The organism is Ruegeria sp. BHSB064 (assembly GCF_059613205.1).
Genome location: NZ_JBXWSB010000022.1, coordinates 19,645 through 38,390, shown reverse-complemented (window position 1 = coordinate 38,390; position 18,746 = coordinate 19,645). Strand labels below are relative to the sequence as shown.

The following is an 18,746-nucleotide window of genomic DNA, read 5'->3' as shown; positions in this document are numbered from 1 at the left end:
CGACAATGATTGTTTGCCACTGCACCAACATCTCTGACCATGAAATCCGCGCCGCTATCGACTGGATGCGTACGGCGGATCCACAAGCCATTATCACCCCCGGCAAAATCTACCATGCCCTTGGAAAGTCGGCGGATTGTGGCGGGTGCATGCCTCTTTTCCTAGACACGATGCGGGCAAGCGATAATCTGGAAGTCCCCATCCAACTGCGCGCCTTACGCGCAGCAGTAACTCAGGAGAAAGCAGATGAAGGGCGATCCAAAGGTCATCGAATATCTCAACAAATCTCTGCGGCATGAACTGACCGCAGTCAGTCAGTACTGGTTGCATTACCGGCTGCAAGAGGACTGGGGCCTAGGCCACATGGCCAAGAAAAGCCGCGAGGAAAGCATCGAAGAGATGCAGCATGCGGACAAGCTGATCGAGCGGATCATTTTTTTGGAAGGCCACCCCAACCTGCAGAAACTGGACCCGCTGCGCATTGGGCAAACGCCCAAGGAAACATTGGAATGTGACCTTGCTGCCGAACTGGACGCGCGCGCGCTTTATGCCGAGGCACGCGATCATTGCCGCGAAGTGGGCGACTATGTCTCAATGTCGCTGTTCGAAGGATTGATAGCGGATGAAGAAGGCCACATCGACTTCCTCGAAACGCAGCTCGACCTGTACGAAAGGATCGGCGAAGCAAATTATGCGCACCTCAACGCGTCAAAAATGGACGAAGGCGAGTAGCCTTTTTGCCCTTATGGTGGCCGCTTTTGCGGCCGCCCCTGCCCTGTCTGCGGATCTGAAGGATCTGCATTTGAACATCACCCCCCGAACAACGGATGAACGCGCGCGCATCGCTGTCGTCACAGCCCCACCGCAGGATTTCAGCGCGCCGCAGCCGTTTGAAAAGCTCTCTGCCGGTGCGGCGACTGTACGCGTGCGCAATGACGCAGATGCGTTTTCACAACCCTCTGGTAATCTGAGTTTCGATCAAGAGCTGGACTTTAAAGTCGGCAATGGGTTGTTCAAGAAAATATGGGTTTCATCACCCGCGTCCACGCTGGCCTCTGACGGGTTGGGGCCGCTTTTCAATGCGCGATCCTGCCAACGCTGCCATATCAAGGATGGGCGCGGCCACACTCCGAACGGGCCAGAAGACAAGGCGATTTCCATGTTCCTTCGGATCTCGATCCCCGGAGCGCCAGAAGACGGTCATGCCGAGATCGAAGATTACATCGCCACCCTGCCGGATCCCAACTATGGCGGACAGATGCAAGAGTTTGCTTTGGCGGGACATCGGGCAGAGTACCGACTGGATATCGCGTACAAGGAAATCCCTGTAGAGTTATCAGAGGGCGAAACAGCATCACTGCGCCACCCAAACTATCAGGCTGCCGATCTGGGCTATGGGCCGCTGCATCCCGATGCGATGCTGAGCCCTCGGGTCGCGCCTCAGATGATCGGGCTGGGTCTGCTAGAGGCGATCCCGGTTGAAGATCTGTTGGCCAAGGCTGATCCAGACGACATCGATGGCGACGGTATTTCAGGACGCCCGAATATCGTCTGGTCCGTCGAATATGGGGCACCAATGATGGGTCGGTTCGGACACAAGGCCGGTATGCCCACCATAATGGAGCAATCGGCAGCGGCCTTTGCAGGCGATATCGGCATATCCAGCCCGCTCTATCCCGCGCCGCACGGAGATTGCACCGAATTGCAGGTGAACTGCGTTGAAGTTTCGCATGGCGACAATGACGTGCGCGGGTTCGAGATTGATCAGCAAGGAATGGACCTAGTGGCTTTCTACAGTCGCAATCTCGGTGTGCCTGCGCGTCGCGAAGTGGATGACCCTCAGGTGCTGCGTGGAAAGGAAGTGTTCCACGCCACGGGCTGCGCGTCCTGCCATACGCCGTCACATGTCACTCACCGCATGGCAGACCGGCCCGAGCACAGTTTTCAGCTGATCTGGCCCTATACCGACCTGCTTTTGCATGACATGAGCGACGGTCTGGCAGACAATCGCCCCGAGGCCCGCGCGACAGGTCGCGAATGGCGCACACCGCCTTTGTGGGGCATTGGTCTGACCCAGCGTGTATCGGGCCACACACAATTCATGCATGACGGACGCGCGCGTAATCTGCTAGAGGCGATCTTGTGGCATGGCGGTGAGGCACAGGCTGCGCGCGACAGCGTTGTGTCGATGCCAAAGTCAGACCGCGATGCTTTGATCCGTTTTCTGGAAAGCCTTTGACCCATGCGTTACCTGCCCCTCATCGCTGCTTTGATCATACCCGTCGCCACACAGGCGCAGGATCGCGCGCCAATCCTGATGGATGTGACCGAAACGCATATCCTGCCCCTGTTCGACAAGTTGCCCGAGACAACCGGCGCACTCGTCAGCGCCGCTTTGGTAGATTGCACCCCGACCTCGCCCGCGCTGCGAGCCGCATATGATGCGGCCTTCGACAGCTGGATTTCCGCCAGCCATCTGCGATTTGGCCCAACCGAGGTAGATGACCGTGCATTTGCGCTGGCTTTCTGGCCTGACACGAAAGGGTTCACCGCGAAGGCGTTGTCACAGCATATCGCGACCGAGGATGACGCAGTGCAAAGCCCCGAAGCTTATGCCGAGACGTCCATCGCTGGGCGCGGCTTCTTCGCGTTGGAGCGGATGTTATACGATCCCGCGTTTGCCGAACAAGGTGATGCAGAATACCGCTGCGATCTTATTCAGGCGATCACGGCGGACATAGACGCCAACGCCCAAGCCATAACAGAAGGCTGGCAAACCTACGCGCCAAACCTGACCCAGCCCGGAGACAACAGCCCGTATCGGACGCAGGACGAAGCCCTGCAAGAGCTGTTCAAAGCCCTGTCTGCAGGGCTTGAGTTTACCGCAGATACACGACTGGGCCGCCCTTTGGGCACATTCGACCGGCCGCGTCCCAACCGGGCCGAAGCGCGCCGATCCGAGCGGTCCCTGCGTCACGTGGAACTGTCGCTAATCGCTCTGCGCGACCTGGCCGCCCGATTGTCCTTCGATTATCCCGAAGTCGCAGCCGAACTGGACGCCGCCTTTGCGCGCGCAATCGAGAACGCCCAATCCATTGACGATCCGGCGCTGGCCGGTGTCGCTGACCCGCACGACCGGTTCCGCATCGAAGCCCTGCAACAATCCATTCGGGATATTCGCGGTATTGCCTCCACCGAACTGGGTCCAACCCTGGGGATCAGCGCAGGTTTCAATTCGCTGGACGGGGATTGATCTGTGCCCTCACGTCGCCAATTCCTGACCGGCCTGGCCGCGACAACCCTGTCTCCGATCAAGGGGTGGGCGAGCGTCGGCGCACCTGACTTTCTGGCCGCAGGGCTGTTTCCCGATGGCTCGCACAGGTTGGCGGGTTTGGATGAAAAGGGTTCGACATTGTTCTCTTTACCCTTGCCCGCTCGCGGACACGCAGCCGCAGCGCATCCGTTCAAGGCGCAAGCCGTGGCATTTGCCCGCCGCCCCGGAACATTTGCCGTAGTCATTGACTGCACCACCGGTGCGCGGATTGCGCAGCTCACCGCCCCTGAAGCTCGCCATTTCTTTGGCCACGGCACATTCTCGGCGGACGGCACGGTTTTCTTCGCGACCGAGAACGACTATGAGGCCGGGGAAGGCCGCATCAGCATCTGGGATGCGGAAAGCTATGAACGTTTAGGTGAATTCTCCTCAGGTGGCATCGGTCCGCATGACATTCGCCTGATGCCGGATGGGCAAACTCTTGTAGTCGCCAATGGTGGGATCGAAACGCATCCCGAAACCGGGCGCACAAAGCTGAATCTGCCAGTTATGGCCCCTAACCTGACCTATCTGAGCCTGTCCGGCGCTGTTTTGGATCAGGTTTCGCTGCCTAAAGATCTGCACAAGAACTCGATCCGTCATCTGGCCGTTCGACAAGACGGGCTAGTAGGTTTTGCGATGCAGTGGCAGGGCAGCAGCGCGAAGCATCCGCCCCTGCTGGGCCTGCACCGCCGGGGCGAAAATGCTCGTCTACTGGCGGCCCCTGACAAGGATCAAAGCGCGCTGCAAGGCTATGCGGGCAGCATCGCCTTTGCGTCCGATGGTGCGACCATTGCCATCACTTGCCCGCGCGGCAACACATTGCATCAGTTCGACACAGCCAGCGGGGCATTGACGAATGCCTTTGCGTTAGAGGATGTGTGCGGCTTGGGTGCAGCAGCGGACGGGTTGGTCTTTACCACCGGAACCGGCCTGTTTGGCGTTTTGACCGGCGCTTCGCCTGCGATCCGCGCCCATAAGAAGTGCCAGTGGGACAATCATCTGATCCCGATCCGCCGCGTCGCGTAAAACTCGGTTTTCAATGTCACATAGTTTACACTTGGAAGAATCAAACTGCTGCCGTATTGGCGGGCGCGAAACTGGCACCCCCTACGTTAAGGACCGACTTGATTGAAACAGATGCCCGACGCACCGCATTCCATCTACGGGGTTGAGAAATGGGGCAAAGGCCTCATTGAGGTGACGAAGCAGGGCGAGATCGGCCTGCGCAATCCAATGGCACCCGATGCTGACGCGATTAGCCTGCCGGGCATCCTGAGCGATCTGGATGACCGGGGAATCAAAGCGCCGATGGTTCTGCGGGTAACCTCTTATCTGGAACACGAAATCGCGCATCTGAACGAAAGCTTCCGCGATGCCATCGCACGCGTGGGATACAAAGGGTCCTACCGCGGTGTATTCCCCATCAAAGTGAACCAACAGGCGCAGGTGGTCGACCGGATTGTCGAATACGGCAAGAAATACAGTTACGGGCTTGAAGCAGGTTCAAAACCCGAACTCGTTGTTGCATTGGCCCATCGTCTGGCCCCTGAAGCCTTGATCGTCTGCAACGGTGTCAAGGATGCCGAGTTCATCCAACTCGCTATCTTAAGCCGCAAGATCGGTTTCAACACAGTCATCGTTCTGGAAAGCCCGAAAGAGGCAGATACCGTGATCGAGGTCTACAATGAACTGGGCATCGAACCCCTGATCGGTGTTCGGGTCAAACTGACCAACCAGATCAGCGGCAAATGGGAAGAAAGTTCGGGGGACCGGTCTGCCTTTGGCATGAACACGGATCAACTGGTGGCGACAGTGGACAAGCTTAAAGAGGCCGGATTGTTGCACTGTTTGAAACTACAGCACTCGCATCTGGGCAGCCAGGTGCAGGACGTCAACGATGTCCGCCGTGCGGTGGGCGAGGCGTGCCGCTATTACACCGAACTGACCCGCGAGGGCGTGCCGCTGACCCATCTGGACCTGGGCGGCGGTATGGGCGTGGACTATACCGGTGAAAAGAAAGCCGCTGAAAACTCGATCAACTACACGGTCGAAGAATACTGCGCCAACGTCGTCGAAACCGTGGCCTACGCGATGGATGAGGCCGATATTGCCCACCCGACGCTGATCACCGAAAGCGGTCGTGCGGTCGTGGCAACCTCGTCGATGCTGGTGTTCAACGTGCTGGAAAGCACCCTCTATGACGCCCCCAATGGCCCCGAAGTTGAGCCAGACGATCACCATCTGGTCTCAGACCTCGCTGCTGTGCACGGTTACCTCAGCAAAGACCGCCTGCAGGAATGCTGGAACGACGCCAGCTTCTACCGCAATGAACTGCGCGCTCTGTTCCGCCGCGGCTATGTTGACCTGCGCCAAATGGCCCGCGCCGAACGCATCTACCTGTCATTGATGGCGCGCCTCAAAGCGCTGGCCGCCTCGGACGAGCTGGACACAGATGTGGACGAGCAGCTTGAGAAAGTCGCCGATATCTACCATTGCAACTTCTCGCTGTTCCAATCCCTTCCCGATGTCTGGGCCATCGACCAACTCCATCCCATCGTACCGCTTCAGGGCCTGAACCAGACACCCGACCGACGCGCAGTCCTGTCCGACATCACTTGTGACAGCGACGGCAAGATCGACCGCTTCATCCTGGCCGACGGCGTCTCACCCAGCCTGCCCGTGCATTCGCTGCCTGAAGACGACGAATACTTCATGGGGGTCTTCTTTGTCGGTGCCTATCAGGAAACGCTGGGCGATCTGCACAACCTGTTCGGCGACACCAACGTCGTCACCATCGACCTGCGCGCCGACGGTGGCTTTGACCTGCTGCACGAACAAGAGGGCGACACGATCAGTCAGGTCCTCTCTTACGTCGAGTTCGACCCACAAGATTGCGTCGCTGCCTTCCGCAAAATGGTGGACGAGGCGATCTCGACCGGCACTCTGAAAGCCAAGGACCGCAAAACCCTGATGAGCGCCTATCGCGACTCGATCAACGGCTACACCTATTACGAATAACCCCCTATGAGAGGAGATCACCCCCATGGGTTCACTTAATGGCAAAACTCTGGTTGTCGGCGCAGGCGGCGTATCCCACGCCGCCGTGCACAAGATGGCGATGAACTCGGACATCTTCACCGAAATCACTCTGGCCAGCCGCACGAAATCGAAATGCGACGCCATCGCCAAGGCGGTGAAAGAGCGTGTGGGTGTCGACATCGCAACCGCCGAACTGGACGCCTACAAGGTCGAAGACACGGTCAGGCTGATCAAGGAAACCGGGGCGGAAATCCTCGTGAACCTCGCCCTGCCTTATCAGGATCTGGTGCTGATGGACGCATGTCTTGAGGCCGGTATCCACTACCTCGACACCGCGAACTATGAACCCGAAGATGAGGCCAAGTTCGAATACCACTGGCAATGGGCCTATCAGGAACGGTTCAAAGAGGCCGGTCTGACCGCCATCCTCGGTTCGGGCTTCGATCCGGGCGTTACATCCGTCTTCGCGAAATGGCTGAAGAAGCATAAGCTGGACACCATCCGTCAGATTGACGTGCTGGACGCCAATGGCGGCTCGAACGATCAGGAATTCGCGACCAACTTCAATCCGGAAATCAACCTGCGCGAAGTGCTGGCCGAAGTCCGCCACTGGGAAGGTGGCGAGTGGAAACACTCCCCGGCGATGACCCATAAGGTCGAGTTCGACTTCCCCGCCATCGGCCCCAAGAACATGTACCTGATGTATCACGAGGAACTGGAGTCGCTCAGCACCCACTTCCCCGAGATCGAGCGCGCCCGCTTCTGGATGACCTTCGGTGACGCCTATATCACCCATGCCAAAGTGCTGGAAAACGTCGGCATGACCCGCATCGACCCGGTGATGCATGACGGTAAGGAAATCATCCCGATCCAGTTTCTGAAAACCCTGCTGCCCGATCCCGGTGATCTGGGCGCGGAAACCAAAGGCAAAGCCTGCATCGGCGATATCGCAACGGGTCAGGCCAAGGACGGCTCGGGCGAGAAAACCTTCTACATCTACAACATCTGCGACCACGAAGAATGCTATGCCGAGGTCGGCAGCCAGGCCGTCAGCTACACAACCGGCGTCCCTGCCATGATCGGCGCGGCACAGGTGCTGAAAGGCAACTGGACTGAGCCGGGCGTTTGGAACATGGAACAGCTGGACCCGGATGACTTCATGGCCATGCTGAACACCCACGGTCTGCCATGGCAGGTCCACGAACTCGACGGCCCGGTCGAGTTTTAATTTCATCTTTTCCTAAATACTCCGGGGGTCCGGGGGCAGCGCCCCCGGCCTCTCCATCACACGGAGACGCCGGTTATGTCCGACATGATGACCACACAAGCCGGCGACGCCGGCGCGTTCCGCAAATTCGACCTCACCCGCGTCCCCACACCCTGCTTCGTGGTCGACGAAAAAGCCGTCGAACGCAACCTGACCATCCTCTCCGACATTGGCAGGCAATCCGGCGCGCATGTCCTCAGCGCGCTCAAGGCGTTTTCGATGTTCTCGCTGGCCCCGCTGGTGCGCCAGCACCTCGGCGGCACCTGCGCGTCCGGTATCTATGAAGCCCGTCTGGGCCGCGAAGAATATGGTGGCGAGGTCGCCACCTTCTGCGCCGGATACAAAGACGCCGACATCGACGAAATCCTGTCGCTGTCCGACCACATCATCTTCAACAGCCCGGCACAAAAGGACCGCTTCCTCGCCAAGGCCCAGGCCGCCAACGTGCAAGTGGGCCTGCGGATCAACCCGGAGCACTCCGAAGGCGAGATCCCCAAATACGACCCCTGCGCCCCATGTTCACGTCTTGGCACACCGGTCAGCCAACTGACCGCCGAAACCATGACCGGTGTGGATGGGCTGCACATGCACACCCTCTGCGAACAGGGATTTGAGCCGCTGCAACGCACGTGGGAGGCCGTTGAACCCAAACTCAAACCCTTTCTGGATCAACTCAAATGGCTGAACTTCGGCGGCGGTCATCACATCACGCGTGACGACTATGACCGCGAAGGTCTGGTGAAATTCATCCAGGACATTCGCGAGACGTACGATGTCGATGTCTATCTCGAACCCGGCGAAGCCGTCGCGCTGGATGCCGGTATTCTGGTCGGAGAAATCCTCGACCTGCCAATCAACAGCATGAACCTTGCGATCACCGATATCTCGGCCACCTGCCATATGCCCGACGTGATAGAAGCCCCTTATCGCCCCGCCCTGATGGACGAGGCCGAGGCGGGTCATACCTACCGCCTGGGTGGTCCGTCTTGTCTGGCAGGCGACGTGATCGGGGATTACACATGGGACAAACCGCTGGAAATCGGCCAGCGGTTCGCTTTTCTCGATCAGGCGCATTATTCCATGGTCAAGACCAATACTTTCAACGGTGTTCCCCTGCCCACCATCGCCCTGTGGAACAGCGAAACGGACGAACTGAAAATCATCAAACAGTTCGGCTATGACGACTTTAAGGACCGCCTCTCATGAGCATTTTCCTCGACAGTGAATTGACCGAAGCCGAACGCACAGAGGACGCCCGATTTTGCGTTATTCCGGTGCCGCTGGAACGCACTGTCTCCTACGGCTCGGGCACCGCCATGGGCCCCGAGGCGATCATCGAGGCCAGCAACGAATTGGAACGCATCACCGGCCATGCCGAACCTTGCGTCGAGGGCATCTTCACCGAAGAACCACTGAACTGCGACGGCCCCCTGCCCGATGTCATGGAACGCCTCGCCCAACGCACCGAGGCCGCCATCCGTGCGGGCAAAATACCTGTCACTTTGGGCGGAGAGCATTCCCTCAGCTACGGCGCAGTCATGGGCGTGGCGCGCGCGCTGAATCAGCCCATCGGTATTGTGCAGATCGACGCCCATGCCGACCTGCGCAATGCCTATCAGGGCGAAAAGCACTCCCACGCCTCAGTCATGCATCTGCTGGCCGAAGAAGGCATTCGCCTCGCCCAATTCGGCGTCCGCGCCTTTTCCTCGGAAGAGGCCAAAAGCCGTTTGAAAAACCACGTCTTTCATATGGACGCCGAGGAACTTGTCACCCGCAACATCCACGCCGTAGACCTGCCCGAGGATTTCCCTGAACTGGTCTATGTCAGCTTTGACGTCGACGGTCTTGACCCCTCTCAGATGCCCGCAACAGGAACACCTGTGCCGGGAGGTTTGGGGTATTATCAGGCCTTGCGTCTGGTCGAACACGCCCTGAAAGGCCGCACATGCGTGGGCTTCGACGTGGTCGAACTGGCCCCGGACGGCAACGCCGCCTGGGACTTCACTGCCGCTCAGATCGTGTATCGCCTGATGGCGGCCTGTTAAGCCTCAGAGGTTTCGTTCAACTCCATATGCCCTTCGCCTTTGTTCAGGACACGGCGCAGCATGGGCTCGAAAAACTCCAGCGGTTTGGTCGGGTAATCCGGGTCGAACGCTTTCTGATCGTATTCGTGACAGAAATAGCGGCAGTCCTCCCAATAGGGGCTGTCGCGGTACTTGTCACGCGCATTGCGATCACCGCCGAGGTGATGGTTGTAGTAGTACCCCTGAAACACGCAGTGATGTTTGAGAATCCAGTAGGTCCGCTCGCTGACATAGGGCTTCATCATCGCCGCTGACAGCTCACCATGGTTGTAGGGCGACAGAATATCGCCGGTGTCGTGGATCAGGGCGGCAACTACCAGCTCTTCATCTGCGCCGTCCTCATACGCGCGCGTTGCGGCCTGCAGGCTGTGTTGATAGCGGTTCACGGGATAAGGTGTCCATTCCTCGTCCAACGACCGAATGGCGTCGAGTATACGGTCAGGCAAAGCGGCATTATATGCCTCTTCATACTCCATAACGGCGTCCCAGTCGGCCTTGGTCGCTTCTTCAAAACTGGTCCAGGTGGGTTTGTGGCTTTTGTCCAGCATGGCTGATCCTCCGGCGTGTTTCCTGAGCTAAAGACTACTGTGGCTTTGCTGTTCAAAAAAATGAATTGATTTTATCGGTTTGATGAAAAAATACTTTCGTTATGCAAACCAAAGCTCTTGAGACCTTTCTCTGTGTTGCCGAAACGGGTGGTTTCCACGCAGCGGCTCGTAAGATGAATGTGACTCAGACTGCTGTCAGCGCGCGCATTCGCCTGATCGAAGAAGAAACCGGCAGGCCATTGTTCACACGCGGTGCCGGGGGCACGGCACTGACTGAATTCGGCCGGCAATTCAAACCTTACGCGGAACAGATGCTGTCATTGTGGGCCTTTGCGTCGCACGATTTACCGATGCAGGCGCAGAGCCGCCCGGCGCTGCGCTTAGGCGGGCAACTCAGCATCTGGGACCCATTGCTGGTGGATCTCGCGGTACGCTTTGAACAGCGTTTTGACAAACTGTTGTTGACGCTGAACTACGATCACGATCTCGACATGGTCGAAGCGGTGGCAACTCATGTGTTGGATGCAACCGTCACCCATGAAAAACCTACGGACCGGCGTGTCACATGGTGCGAACTGGAACCTGAGGTTTTGTCATTAGTGCAGACACCGCAGAAGGAAACCGCCGAAGATGATTTGGTTTTCGTCAATCTTGAGCTGGGCGAGGTTTATCAGGATCACGTGAGATCCGCCGCACGACGAGCGTCCGGGCAAACTCTGTTTCTGGGCAATTGCATGATGGCGCTGCGCTATGTCCTGAAGCGCGGGGGATGCGGCTATTTCCCTGACTATGTTATTTCGGACCACCTCATCTCAGGCGAACTGGAACGCGTGAAAGATAGCGTCGCCTTGCCGTTGCCGATGTATCTGGTTACGCGCAGTGACCAGCCCGAGTTTGACGAACTTCGCAGTTGTCTGGCGGATCTGCGCGCCTAAGCGGGTGTCGCCATGGCTTTGTCCGAGCGCGCTTGCTTGCGCAGAATAGGACGTCCCGCAATCAGCAGGAAAATGCCCGAAATCAACACCCCCATTATGGCAGGCAGATAGAGCAGAATCCAAAGCTTTGGGTCATCTATGACGACCGGAGAAACAAACCCGCGCACACCTTCAAGCAGCACCAGAATGGTGAACGCACCCAGGATTTGCGGCCAAAGCCCGAACCGGGAAAAACTGCCCAACATCAGTGTTGAATACCCAGCCAGCGCAACGGCGACACAGATAGCAATCCAGGAAAACCGCTGGTGCAATTCTTCGACCAGCTTTCCTTCGTTATACCCTTCTGCGGCAGAAATCTCAGCCCGGTTTTGGATCAGCTCAAGCGTTGGAATGGCTTCCAGACTGCGCTGGGCCATTGGGCTGGCGCTGGTCAACTCCGATATGTCGTAAGACGCATCCTGAAACAGGGTCGAGGACAACCGCCTTCCCTCTTTGGTCAGCCGCAGCGCTACGCCATCGACCATGACAAGGTGAATACCGGTGTCATTGTTGACCAGATAAGCTGTGGCACTGGAATAGCTGACCGCGTTTTCCTGATCGCGCCGGTCCGAAACGAATACCTCATGCAGCGTTCCATCCAGATCAATACGCCCGATATACACCGTGACATCTTCGGCGGGGTGCAGAAACTCGCCTTCGTTCAACAACTGGGCCGTCACATCCCCTGCGACTTCGGCCTGCCGTATTTCCAGCTGCTCGACCGAGGCAGGCCGCAGGAAAACACTGATAGACGCCATCATCAGGCCAGTGATCGCACCAAACAGAACAACAGCACGGGCCAACCTGCGTGGGCTGGAGCCTGTGGCCAGCATCACCGTCAACTCACTTTCACGGCTAAGGCGGTTGGTGGCATAGACTGCTGCCGCAAAAACCGCCATCGGCATGACTGTACGGATCAGGGTTGGCAGCGTCAGCGCGGTAAATTCGAGAAACACCATTGCCGATTGCCCACCGCTAATGACACGGTCGAACAGGCTGACAGAGCGGGTGATCCAGAACACGCCCACCAACACAAGGGTGAAAAAGCCGAACAATATCAGCAATTGCCGCAGGAAATATCCGTCAAAACGCGACATGGGCCCTCGTGCGTGTGTTTGTTAATTTGCAGCGGACACTAGGCCATTCTGTCGGCAGAGGAAACAGGGATTGGCAGCCTGCATCGCGGGGTGCGCGTGCCGCAATTTACTGTCAGCGTCGACCGCCCGCGGTATCGAAAGGCACGGAACTTTGAAAAAAGCAGCACTTCGTGGCACATTTAACAGATTACTTGGAATGGAGTTTGAAGCATGGCCCTGTTTTTTTCCCGCCGCACATACAATGCACAAAAAAAGAAATTCACCTTCAAGCCTGCCGCAAAGACCAGATACGTACACATCACCCAACAAAGCCCGGGGGGTAAAATTCGTAAGGGCAGCATCATCAAGAAAGCCAAATGGCTGAATCTTGTCCGCCAAGAAGGCGGAGACTCTGACGTCCTGATCTATGTCCACGGGTTCAACACAAGCCAGAAAAGCATGCTGGATCGGTTGGCGAAAATTGAAAGTAATCTCAGGTCCGACGGGTATCAGGGGGCGGTCGTCGCCTTTGACTGGCCCAGCGACGGATCGGTTCACGCCTACGACTCTGACCGTAACGATGCCAAGACTGTAGCCCCACATCTGGTCGGGGACGGGATACTGCCGCTTCTGGGAATGTCTCCTCGCCCCAAGGTGCACCTCATTGCACATTCCATGGGGGCTTTGGTCGTCCTGCGCGCATTTTCGGACTTCGGGGATGCCGCCGGACCGGGAAACAAGATCTGGTCGGCGGATCAGGTCGTGTTCGCGTCTGGCGATGTCGATTCAAAGTGGTTGGAAAAAGGCGCATGGGGGGATCTGGTGCTGAAAAAGCGCAGCAAGCGCTTCACCAACTATTACAGCGGCAAAGACAAGGTTCTGGCCCTGTCCGGGGGGATTGTACACGGCGGGCGGCAGCGGGCGGGTCGCGTCGGGATGCCCAAGCTGACCTCGAAAGGTCATTGGGATATTTTTTGCGACCACCAATACCTGCGAGAGGTTCCCAAGGGTCAGCGCAAGTTGATGAAATCTCATCGCTGGTGGTTCGACAGCAACGGGTTTTACCAAGACCTCGCCCTGACGATCGACGGCCATCCGGCAAAAACGATGCCGACCCGGCAGAAAACGAATATCGGAGACCAGGCATTGGTGGTCTGATCACTCGGTTGCCCAACCTCTCTTTGGGGCTGAAGCGCTGTCGCAAAGTTAACTGGAGATGAACGACATATTTGCTGCGCGTTCACATGGCCACTGCATAATGTTCTGTGCGGAGGTGGCCAATTCGCTTGCCATGTCCTTTAGTGAAACGGTTTTGACTGCCTGCGGAGCATTGACGCCAATGCATAAACCTTCGACACCAGAAGCTGCGGCACTAAACGCTCACATACTCAAGAAGACCGACGCGGAATACGACGTCGCAATGTGGGCCGCGTGCGCCTTGGCGGCACTTCATATGAAAAGAACTGATTTGTTTCAGGATTATCGGCAAATCTGGGCTCAGAAACTGGGCGCCATGTCCCAGCCCGAGAAATCGGACTGACTGCAAACTCTGCGCAAGAAGCACTGAAACCCGTCTTTGGCGGTCGACAGTGTTTACACCTAAATCGCGCGCACAGAGTCTTCTGTGGGCTGCACGCATCCCGGTCAAGTTCTCGCTTAGGATTTAAATGGCAGGGGCAGCAGGGTTCGAACCCGCGACCTACGGTTTTGGAGACCGTCGCTCTACCAACTGAGCTATACCCCTGTGGTGAGCACCCAGATATGCCAGCCGCGCAGCGGACTCAAGAGGCTTTTTCAGATTCCACACCACTATCTGATCCGACAAACAAGTTGCGCAAAATGTGCAGTGCGCTAAGACAAGGTTCGGTCAGCTAAAGGAAGCCCGTGTGAACCTCCGCAAGAAGATCGCAGACAGCGAAGTTGTGCTGAACTGGGTGGCACGTCGGATCGCCAGCTATATTCGATGGGTCAACCGCAACACGCGCTGGCAGCGCATCGGGTATGAAGAACTGGACCAATTGGCCGAACAGGGTGAGCCGGTCATCGTTGTCCTGTGGCACCAGCGGCTGGCGCAGTCCCCGTATTTCTTTCCACTGGACAAGGGCAGGATCTGTTCAATCACATCCGCGGCCCGCGCTGGCAGCATGGTGGGTCGGGTGCAGGAACAGTTCGGCATGGACACAATCGCCATGTCCAGCCACAAGCGCCACGTGGCATTGTCGCGCGAAGTGCTTGGGAAGATGAAACAGGGCATTTCCATTGGTATTGCTGCCGATGGGCCGCGTGGGCCAGAACGGGTTCTGTCGACTGTGCCTCTGGTCTGGGCGCGCACCTCGGGCAAACGTGTGTTTGGTATCACTTTTTCTGCAAAACACGGGCGCGAGGCCGGTACATGGGACCGCCTGCTGATGCCACGCCCCTGGCGCAATGAAGGGGTGTTTTTGTGCCGCGAATGGACCGAAACGGTGCCGCGCAAGGCCAGCGAAGAAGAATTTGAGGCCCTGCGCCTGAGCCTTGAGCAGCACATGAATGACATCACGGCAGAAGCCGACCGGTTGGTGGGGCGTGAGCCGTGGTCGCCTGACGCTTAACCGCCCCTGAGGCGTTGCATCAGATAAACCTCGCTGCCTTCCGGGATCGGTTCAGTCAGCCCCGTGGCGATGACGCGCCCATCAATCGCGATGGAAACGCCCGCAGCGATGGGGGCCTGCAATTGCGGATGGGCCTGAACCAACGCCCGCAAAAGTTCGCCAGTGGTTTTGGCCTCAACCTCCACCACCTGTTGGCCCCCGGTCAATGACCGGAGGCCGGACCAAAGGTGGACCTCAACCATTGTCCTTGAGCGCAGCCAGAATACGCGGTGGCGACATGGGCAGTTGCTTCAACCGCACGCCCGCCGCATTGGACACTGCGTTGGCGATGGCCGCCAGTGGCGGCACGATGCCTGTCTCACCCACGCCGCGCACACCAAACGGGTGGCCGGGGTTGGGCACTTCGACAATCACCGTGTCAATCATCGGCAGGTCGCTAGCAACGGGAATGCGATAGTCGAGGAAGATCGAGTTCTGCAACCGCCCGTCCTCGCCATAGATGTATTCCTCGTTCAGAGCCCAACCGATGCCTTGCGCGGCTCCACCCTGGAATTGACCCTCAACATAGGTCGGGTGGATCGCCTTGCCGGCGTCCTGAATGACCGTGTAACGGGTGATCGAGGTCTTGCCGGTTTCAGGGTCGACTTCGGCATCGACGATATGGGTCCCAAAGGACACGCCCGCACCTTCCGGGGTTGCTTCAAAGTGGCCCGAGATCGGACCACCGGTTGACCCCATATCCGCAGTGATGTCGGCCAAAGGCATCGGGTCAAAATCGCCCGCGTTGGGGCCCGAGGGCACCGCGCAACCGTCTTCCCATTTCACTGCATCCACCGGAATTCCCCATTTGGTCGCCGCGCGTTCACACAACTTCTCAACTGCGTGTTTCGCGGCCTTGATCGTCGCCAAACCCGAAGCATAGGTCACACGCGAGCCGTGGCTTACGTCGTTGTAACCCAGTGTCGCGGTGTCGGCGACGGTCACGCGGATGTTTTCGTAGGCGATGCCCAGAACCTCGGCCGCCATCAGCGCCATCGACGCACGTGACCCACCAATGTCGGGCGTGCCGACCATCAACTGGGCCGAGCCATCCTCGGACAGGGCCAAAGACACGCTGGTCTCACCACCATGATTGAACCAGAACCCACAAGAGATCCCGCGCCCCTGCCCCGGTTTCAGCGGTGCCGCGTAATGCGCATGCGCCTTGGCAGCCTCAAGCGTTTCGACCAGACCAATGCGTTCATAGGTCGGGCCGTAGCTGGCCTTGGTCCCCTCATGGGCTGCGTTTTTCAGGCGCACATCAATGGGGTCCAGACCAAGCTTGTTGCACAGCTCATCAATAACCGACTCGACTGCAAATGCCCCCATCGGCGCACCCGGCGCCCGGTACGCTGCCTGCTTGGGCCGGTTCGACATCACGTCATAACCGATCTGCTTAACGTTGGTCAGATTGTAGGGCGCAAAGGCGCACATGGCGGTCATATCGCCCGGCGCACCCGGGAACGCCCCACCTTGCAGGCGGAACACGCCTTGAGCCGCCGAAATTGTACCGTCCTTTTTCATCCCGATCTTTACGTCCATCGACGCAGAAGAGGTCGGGCCAGTGGCGCGGAACACTTCTGAGCGCGTCATGACGATCTTAACCGGACGATTGGCCTTGCGGCTCAGCGCCAGTGCAACAGGTTCAATGAAAACTGTGGTTTTGCCACCAAACCCGCCACCAATTTCAGACGCGGTGACACGCAGTTGCGAGGTTTCGATGCCCAGCAACGCAGCACAGGTTTTCTGCGCAATCCAGTGGCCTTGCGTTGTGCACCACAGCTCGCCTTTGCCGTCGTTGCCCAGCATGCCCAGACAGGCGTGTGGCTCGATGTAACCCTGGTGCGTCGCCTCGGTCACAAAGCTGTCTTCGATGACCAGATCGGCCTCGGCAAAGCCAGCCTCGACATCGCCGTGACCGCTTTCATGGTAACGGACAACGTTGGGGTGCATCCCTTCGGGCACGGAATAGTCTGCCGCGCCTTCGCGGATGACGGGTGCGTCCGAAGCCATTGCCTTGTCCACGTCGGTGACATGGGGCAGCACTTCGTATTCGACCTCGATCAGCTTGAGCGCATCACGGGCCGCAAGCGCAGACGTCGCCGCAACAGCCGCCACCGCGTGACCGTCATACAGCGCTTTCTCACCAGCCATGACGTTTTCCAGAACATTCCAGAACTCGCCTTCCAGCCCCGGCTTGAAGGGCACATCTGCAAAATCCGCCCGGGTTACAACGGCTTTGACATCCTTATGCGCCTCGGCCTTAGACGTGTCGATCTTCACGATCCGCGCATGGGCGTGAGGGGAACGGAGAACAGCGCCGTGCAACATTCCCGGCGCTGAGATATCCGCGCCGAACTTGGCGCGGCCTGTTACCTTGTCCAGACCGTCAGGACGGTTGGGGCGGGTGCCCACAAAAGTGAAACCTGATTTACGATCGTCCAGAGCCATTACGACGCCTCCCGCATCTCAGCCGCCGTATCCATCACGGCGCGAATGATTTTGTCGTACCCGGTGCAGCGGCACAGGTTGCCTGCCAGCCAGTACCGGGTTTCCTCTTCAGTCGGGTTCGGGTTCTTCTCCAAAAGCGACTTGGCCGCCACCAGAATACCCGGAGTGCAGATACCGCACTGCAAAGCAGCGTATTCGATCATCTTCTTTTGCAGCGGATGCAGAACGTCGCCATCTGCAATGCCTTCAACGGTTTCGATCTGCTTGCCCTCGGCCTCGACGCCCAGCATCAGGCAGGAACAGACCAGACGACCATCAACGGTGACGGAACACGCACCGCAATCCCCGGTGCCGCAGCCCTCTTTCGCGCCGGTCAGGTTCAGCTTATCGCGCAGACAGTCCAGCAGGGTTTCGCGCGGGTCACAGAGGTATTCAACCGCGTCTCCGTTCACGGTGGTGGATACGTGGAGCTTGCTCATGCGTTTTCTCCCTTCGCGCGGGCATAGGCGATTTTCGCGGCGCGCTTGGCCAGAACGCCAGCGACTTCGGTACGGAATGCGATCGTGCCGCGCTTGTCGTCGATCGGGTTGCAGGCGGCAGAGGCGGCGGCAGACAGCGCATCCAGCGCGGCATCGTCCAGCGTACTGCCGACAAGGGCTTTCGCGCAGTCCTCGACCAGCAGAACGGTGGGGGCAACCGCCCCCAGCGACACCCGAGCCTCGGTTATGGTGTCTCCGTCCAGACGCAAACTTACGCCGACGCCAACAACGGCGATGTCCATTTCCGTACGCGGAATAAAGCGAAGATAGGCATCACCCGCGTTGTCGCCCCGGGCGGGGATGTTGACGGCCGAGATGACCTCGCCCTTCTTCAGTGAGGTCTTGCCGGGGCCGGTTGGGATATCCTCGACTGCAACCTCACGGGTGCCGTCAGGGCCAGTGACCGTGACGGTCACACCCGCTGCCACCATCGCGGGCACGGAATCAGCCGCCGGAGATCCGTTGCACAGGTTCCCGGTCAAAGTTGCGCGCCCCTGCACCTGTGTCGATCCGATCAGATCCATCGCCTCAACCACACCGGGCCAGTCTTTGCCCAATTCCGGGTGCTCGCTCATCTCCGCACCCGTCGCGGCCACACCCAGTGTCCAGCTGCCATCAGCATTGCGGGTGATGTCGTGTACACCGTTGATTTTCTTGATGTCGATCAGCGTGTCGGGCGTTACAAGTTCCGAGCGCAACTGCACCAATACATCGGTGCCACCCGCCAGAAACCGTGTGATGCCCGTCGCATTTGCGGCCAGAGCCGAAGCTTCGGCAAAGCTGGCGGGGCTGTGATAATCCATGAAGCTACCTCGTACCTGT

19 protein-coding genes and 1 tRNA gene are annotated in these 18,746 nt (G+C 58.4%); 13 read left to right on the top strand and 7 right to left on the bottom strand.

The genetic code is table 11. The annotated features are described in order from the left end of the window. Nucleotides 1-5: 5 nt before the first annotated feature. From AC2FNU_RS07685 to speB, 9 genes are all read left to right on the top strand, one after another. Entirely contained in the window at nucleotides 6-299 is a 294-nt protein-coding gene (locus AC2FNU_RS07685) for a (2Fe-2S)-binding protein (protein WP_496786809.1), read from the top strand. Continuing rightward, the gene (bfr, locus tag AC2FNU_RS07680; protein WP_171091394.1) at nucleotides 247-732 is read left to right on the top strand and encodes a bacterioferritin; all 486 of its coding nucleotides are present in this window, start codon (nucleotides 247-249) and stop codon (nucleotides 730-732) included. Before AC2FNU_RS07685 ends, bfr begins: the two co-directional genes overlap by 53 nt. A gap of 13 nt (nucleotides 733-745) precedes the next feature. Further along, nucleotides 746-2,239, top strand: a complete 1,494-nt coding sequence (locus tag AC2FNU_RS07675; protein ID WP_496786782.1) for a di-heme oxidoreductase family protein — start codon at nucleotides 746-748, stop codon at nucleotides 2,237-2,239. A 3-nt stretch (nucleotides 2,240-2,242) separates the two neighbouring features. Further along, the gene (locus AC2FNU_RS07670; RefSeq protein WP_496786781.1) at nucleotides 2,243-3,253 is read left to right on the top strand and encodes an imelysin family protein; all 1,011 of its coding nucleotides are present in this window, start codon (nucleotides 2,243-2,245) and stop codon (nucleotides 3,251-3,253) included. A 3-nt stretch (nucleotides 3,254-3,256) separates the two neighbouring features. Continuing rightward, on the top strand, nucleotides 3,257-4,342 hold the full coding sequence (locus AC2FNU_RS07665) for a DUF1513 domain-containing protein (RefSeq protein WP_496786780.1): 1,086 nt from the start codon (nucleotides 3,257-3,259) through the stop codon (nucleotides 4,340-4,342). A 102-nt stretch (nucleotides 4,343-4,444) separates the two neighbouring features. After that, nucleotides 4,445-6,334, top strand: a complete 1,890-nt coding sequence (gene speA / locus AC2FNU_RS07660) for a biosynthetic arginine decarboxylase (RefSeq protein WP_496786778.1) — start codon at nucleotides 4,445-4,447, stop codon at nucleotides 6,332-6,334. Between the two features lie 25 nt (nucleotides 6,335-6,359). Then, nucleotides 6,360-7,583: a saccharopine dehydrogenase family protein gene (locus AC2FNU_RS07655; RefSeq protein ID WP_496786776.1), complete on the top strand. Its 1,224-nt coding sequence runs from the start codon at nucleotides 6,360-6,362 to the stop codon at nucleotides 7,581-7,583. A 75-nt stretch (nucleotides 7,584-7,658) separates the two neighbouring features. Continuing rightward, nucleotides 7,659-8,828, top strand: coding sequence for a carboxynorspermidine decarboxylase (gene nspC / locus AC2FNU_RS07650; protein ID WP_496786774.1), 1,170 nt, complete (start codon nucleotides 7,659-7,661; stop codon nucleotides 8,826-8,828). Continuing rightward, nucleotides 8,825-9,667, top strand: coding sequence for an agmatinase (gene speB / locus AC2FNU_RS07645; RefSeq protein WP_496786772.1), 843 nt, complete (start codon nucleotides 8,825-8,827; stop codon nucleotides 9,665-9,667). Before nspC ends, speB begins: the two co-directional genes overlap by 4 nt. Here the strand turns inward: speB and AC2FNU_RS07640 are convergent. After that, on the bottom strand, nucleotides 9,664-10,254 hold the full coding sequence (locus tag AC2FNU_RS07640) for an HD domain-containing protein (protein ID WP_496786770.1): 591 nt from the start codon (nucleotides 10,252-10,254) through the stop codon (nucleotides 9,664-9,666). The genes speB and AC2FNU_RS07640 overlap by 4 nt on opposite strands. A gap of 101 nt (nucleotides 10,255-10,355) precedes the next feature. Between AC2FNU_RS07640 and AC2FNU_RS07635 the strand changes: the two genes are divergently transcribed. Continuing rightward, entirely contained in the window at nucleotides 10,356-11,189 is an 834-nt protein-coding gene (locus tag AC2FNU_RS07635) for a LysR family transcriptional regulator (protein ID WP_496786769.1), read from the top strand. Here AC2FNU_RS07635 and lptF read toward each other — a convergent pair. Then, entirely contained in the window at nucleotides 11,186-12,325 is a 1,140-nt protein-coding gene (gene lptF, locus AC2FNU_RS07630; protein ID WP_496786767.1) for an LPS export ABC transporter permease LptF, read from the bottom strand. The genes AC2FNU_RS07635 and lptF overlap by 4 nt on opposite strands. Before the next feature lie 210 nt (nucleotides 12,326-12,535). On the opposite strand from lptF, the gene AC2FNU_RS07625 reads away from it, so the two are divergent. Both AC2FNU_RS07625 and AC2FNU_RS07620 read left to right on the top strand, forming a co-directional pair. Next, the gene (locus AC2FNU_RS07625; protein ID WP_496786765.1) at nucleotides 12,536-13,462 is read left to right on the top strand and encodes an alpha/beta hydrolase; all 927 of its coding nucleotides are present in this window, start codon (nucleotides 12,536-12,538) and stop codon (nucleotides 13,460-13,462) included. A 181-nt stretch (nucleotides 13,463-13,643) separates the two neighbouring features. Then, nucleotides 13,644-13,844: a hypothetical protein gene (locus AC2FNU_RS07620; protein ID WP_496786763.1), complete on the top strand. Its 201-nt coding sequence runs from the start codon at nucleotides 13,644-13,646 to the stop codon at nucleotides 13,842-13,844. Nucleotides 13,845-13,972: 128 nt separating this feature from the next. On the opposite strand, the gene AC2FNU_RS07615 is transcribed toward AC2FNU_RS07620, so the two are convergent. Further along, nucleotides 13,973-14,048, bottom strand: a tRNA-Trp gene (locus tag AC2FNU_RS07615). Between the two features lie 142 nt (nucleotides 14,049-14,190). On the opposite strand from AC2FNU_RS07615, the gene AC2FNU_RS07610 reads away from it, so the two are divergent. Next, entirely contained in the window at nucleotides 14,191-14,895 is a 705-nt protein-coding gene (locus tag AC2FNU_RS07610) for a lysophospholipid acyltransferase family protein (RefSeq protein WP_496786761.1), read from the top strand. On the opposite strand, the gene AC2FNU_RS07605 is transcribed toward AC2FNU_RS07610, so the two are convergent. The 4 genes from AC2FNU_RS07605 to AC2FNU_RS07590 are packed head-to-tail and all read right to left on the bottom strand — an operon-like array spanning nucleotide 14,892 to nucleotide 18,727. Continuing rightward, nucleotides 14,892-15,137 carry a MoaD/ThiS family protein gene (locus AC2FNU_RS07605; protein WP_496786759.1) on the bottom strand — a complete coding sequence of 82 codons (246 nt, stop codon included), beginning with the start codon at nucleotides 15,135-15,137 and terminating at the stop codon, nucleotides 14,892-14,894. The two genes, AC2FNU_RS07610 and AC2FNU_RS07605, sit on opposite strands and share 4 nt — an antisense overlap. Then, the gene (locus AC2FNU_RS07600; RefSeq protein ID WP_496786757.1) at nucleotides 15,130-17,385 is read right to left on the bottom strand and encodes a xanthine dehydrogenase family protein molybdopterin-binding subunit; all 2,256 of its coding nucleotides are present in this window, start codon (nucleotides 17,383-17,385) and stop codon (nucleotides 15,130-15,132) included. Before AC2FNU_RS07600 ends, AC2FNU_RS07605 begins: the two co-directional genes overlap by 8 nt. Then, complete coding sequence (locus tag AC2FNU_RS07595; RefSeq protein WP_117868038.1) at nucleotides 17,385-17,864, bottom strand: (2Fe-2S)-binding protein; 480 nt, start codon at nucleotides 17,862-17,864, stop codon at nucleotides 17,385-17,387. Before AC2FNU_RS07595 ends, AC2FNU_RS07600 begins: the two co-directional genes overlap by 1 nt. Then, nucleotides 17,861-18,727, bottom strand: a complete 867-nt coding sequence (locus AC2FNU_RS07590; protein ID WP_496786755.1) for an FAD binding domain-containing protein — start codon at nucleotides 18,725-18,727, stop codon at nucleotides 17,861-17,863. Before AC2FNU_RS07590 ends, AC2FNU_RS07595 begins: the two co-directional genes overlap by 4 nt. Between the last annotated feature and the right edge of the window lie 19 nt (nucleotides 18,728-18,746).

Excerpts from the sequence above, each read along its gene's own strand:
- AC2FNU_RS07685 (WP_496786809.1), top strand. The coding sequence starts at position 6 with ATGATTGTTTGCCACTGCACCAACATCTCTGACCATGAAATCCGCGCC.
- bfr (WP_171091394.1), top strand. The coding sequence starts at position 247 with ATGAAGGGCGATCCAAAGGTCATCGAATATCTCAACAAATCTCTGCGG.
- AC2FNU_RS07675 (WP_496786782.1), top strand. The coding sequence starts at position 746 with ATGGTGGCCGCTTTTGCGGCCGCCCCTGCCCTGTCTGCGGATCTGAAG.
- AC2FNU_RS07670 (WP_496786781.1), top strand. The coding sequence starts at position 2,243 with ATGCGTTACCTGCCCCTCATCGCTGCTTTGATCATACCCGTCGCCACA.
- AC2FNU_RS07655 (WP_496786776.1), top strand. The coding sequence starts at position 6,360 with ATGGGTTCACTTAATGGCAAAACTCTGGTTGTCGGCGCAGGCGGCGTA.
- nspC (WP_496786774.1), top strand. The coding sequence starts at position 7,659 with ATGTCCGACATGATGACCACACAAGCCGGCGACGCCGGCGCGTTCCGC.
- speB (WP_496786772.1), top strand. The coding sequence starts at position 8,825 with ATGAGCATTTTCCTCGACAGTGAATTGACCGAAGCCGAACGCACAGAG.
- AC2FNU_RS07640 (WP_496786770.1), bottom strand. The coding sequence starts at position 10,254 with ATGCTGGACAAAAGCCACAAACCCACCTGGACCAGTTTTGAAGAAGCG.
- AC2FNU_RS07635 (WP_496786769.1), top strand. The coding sequence starts at position 10,356 with ATGCAAACCAAAGCTCTTGAGACCTTTCTCTGTGTTGCCGAAACGGGT.
- lptF (WP_496786767.1), bottom strand. The coding sequence starts at position 12,325 with ATGTCGCGTTTTGACGGATATTTCCTGCGGCAATTGCTGATATTGTTC.
- AC2FNU_RS07625 (WP_496786765.1), top strand. The coding sequence starts at position 12,536 with ATGGCCCTGTTTTTTTCCCGCCGCACATACAATGCACAAAAAAAGAAA.
- AC2FNU_RS07620 (WP_496786763.1), top strand. The coding sequence starts at position 13,644 with ATGCATAAACCTTCGACACCAGAAGCTGCGGCACTAAACGCTCACATA.
- AC2FNU_RS07605 (WP_496786759.1), bottom strand. The coding sequence starts at position 15,137 with ATGGTTGAGGTCCACCTTTGGTCCGGCCTCCGGTCATTGACCGGGGGC.
- AC2FNU_RS07600 (WP_496786757.1), bottom strand. The coding sequence starts at position 17,385 with ATGGCTCTGGACGATCGTAAATCAGGTTTCACTTTTGTGGGCACCCGC.
- AC2FNU_RS07595 (WP_117868038.1), bottom strand. The coding sequence starts at position 17,864 with ATGAGCAAGCTCCACGTATCCACCACCGTGAACGGAGACGCGGTTGAA.
- AC2FNU_RS07590 (WP_496786755.1), bottom strand. The coding sequence starts at position 18,727 with ATGGATTATCACAGCCCCGCCAGCTTTGCCGAAGCTTCGGCTCTGGCC.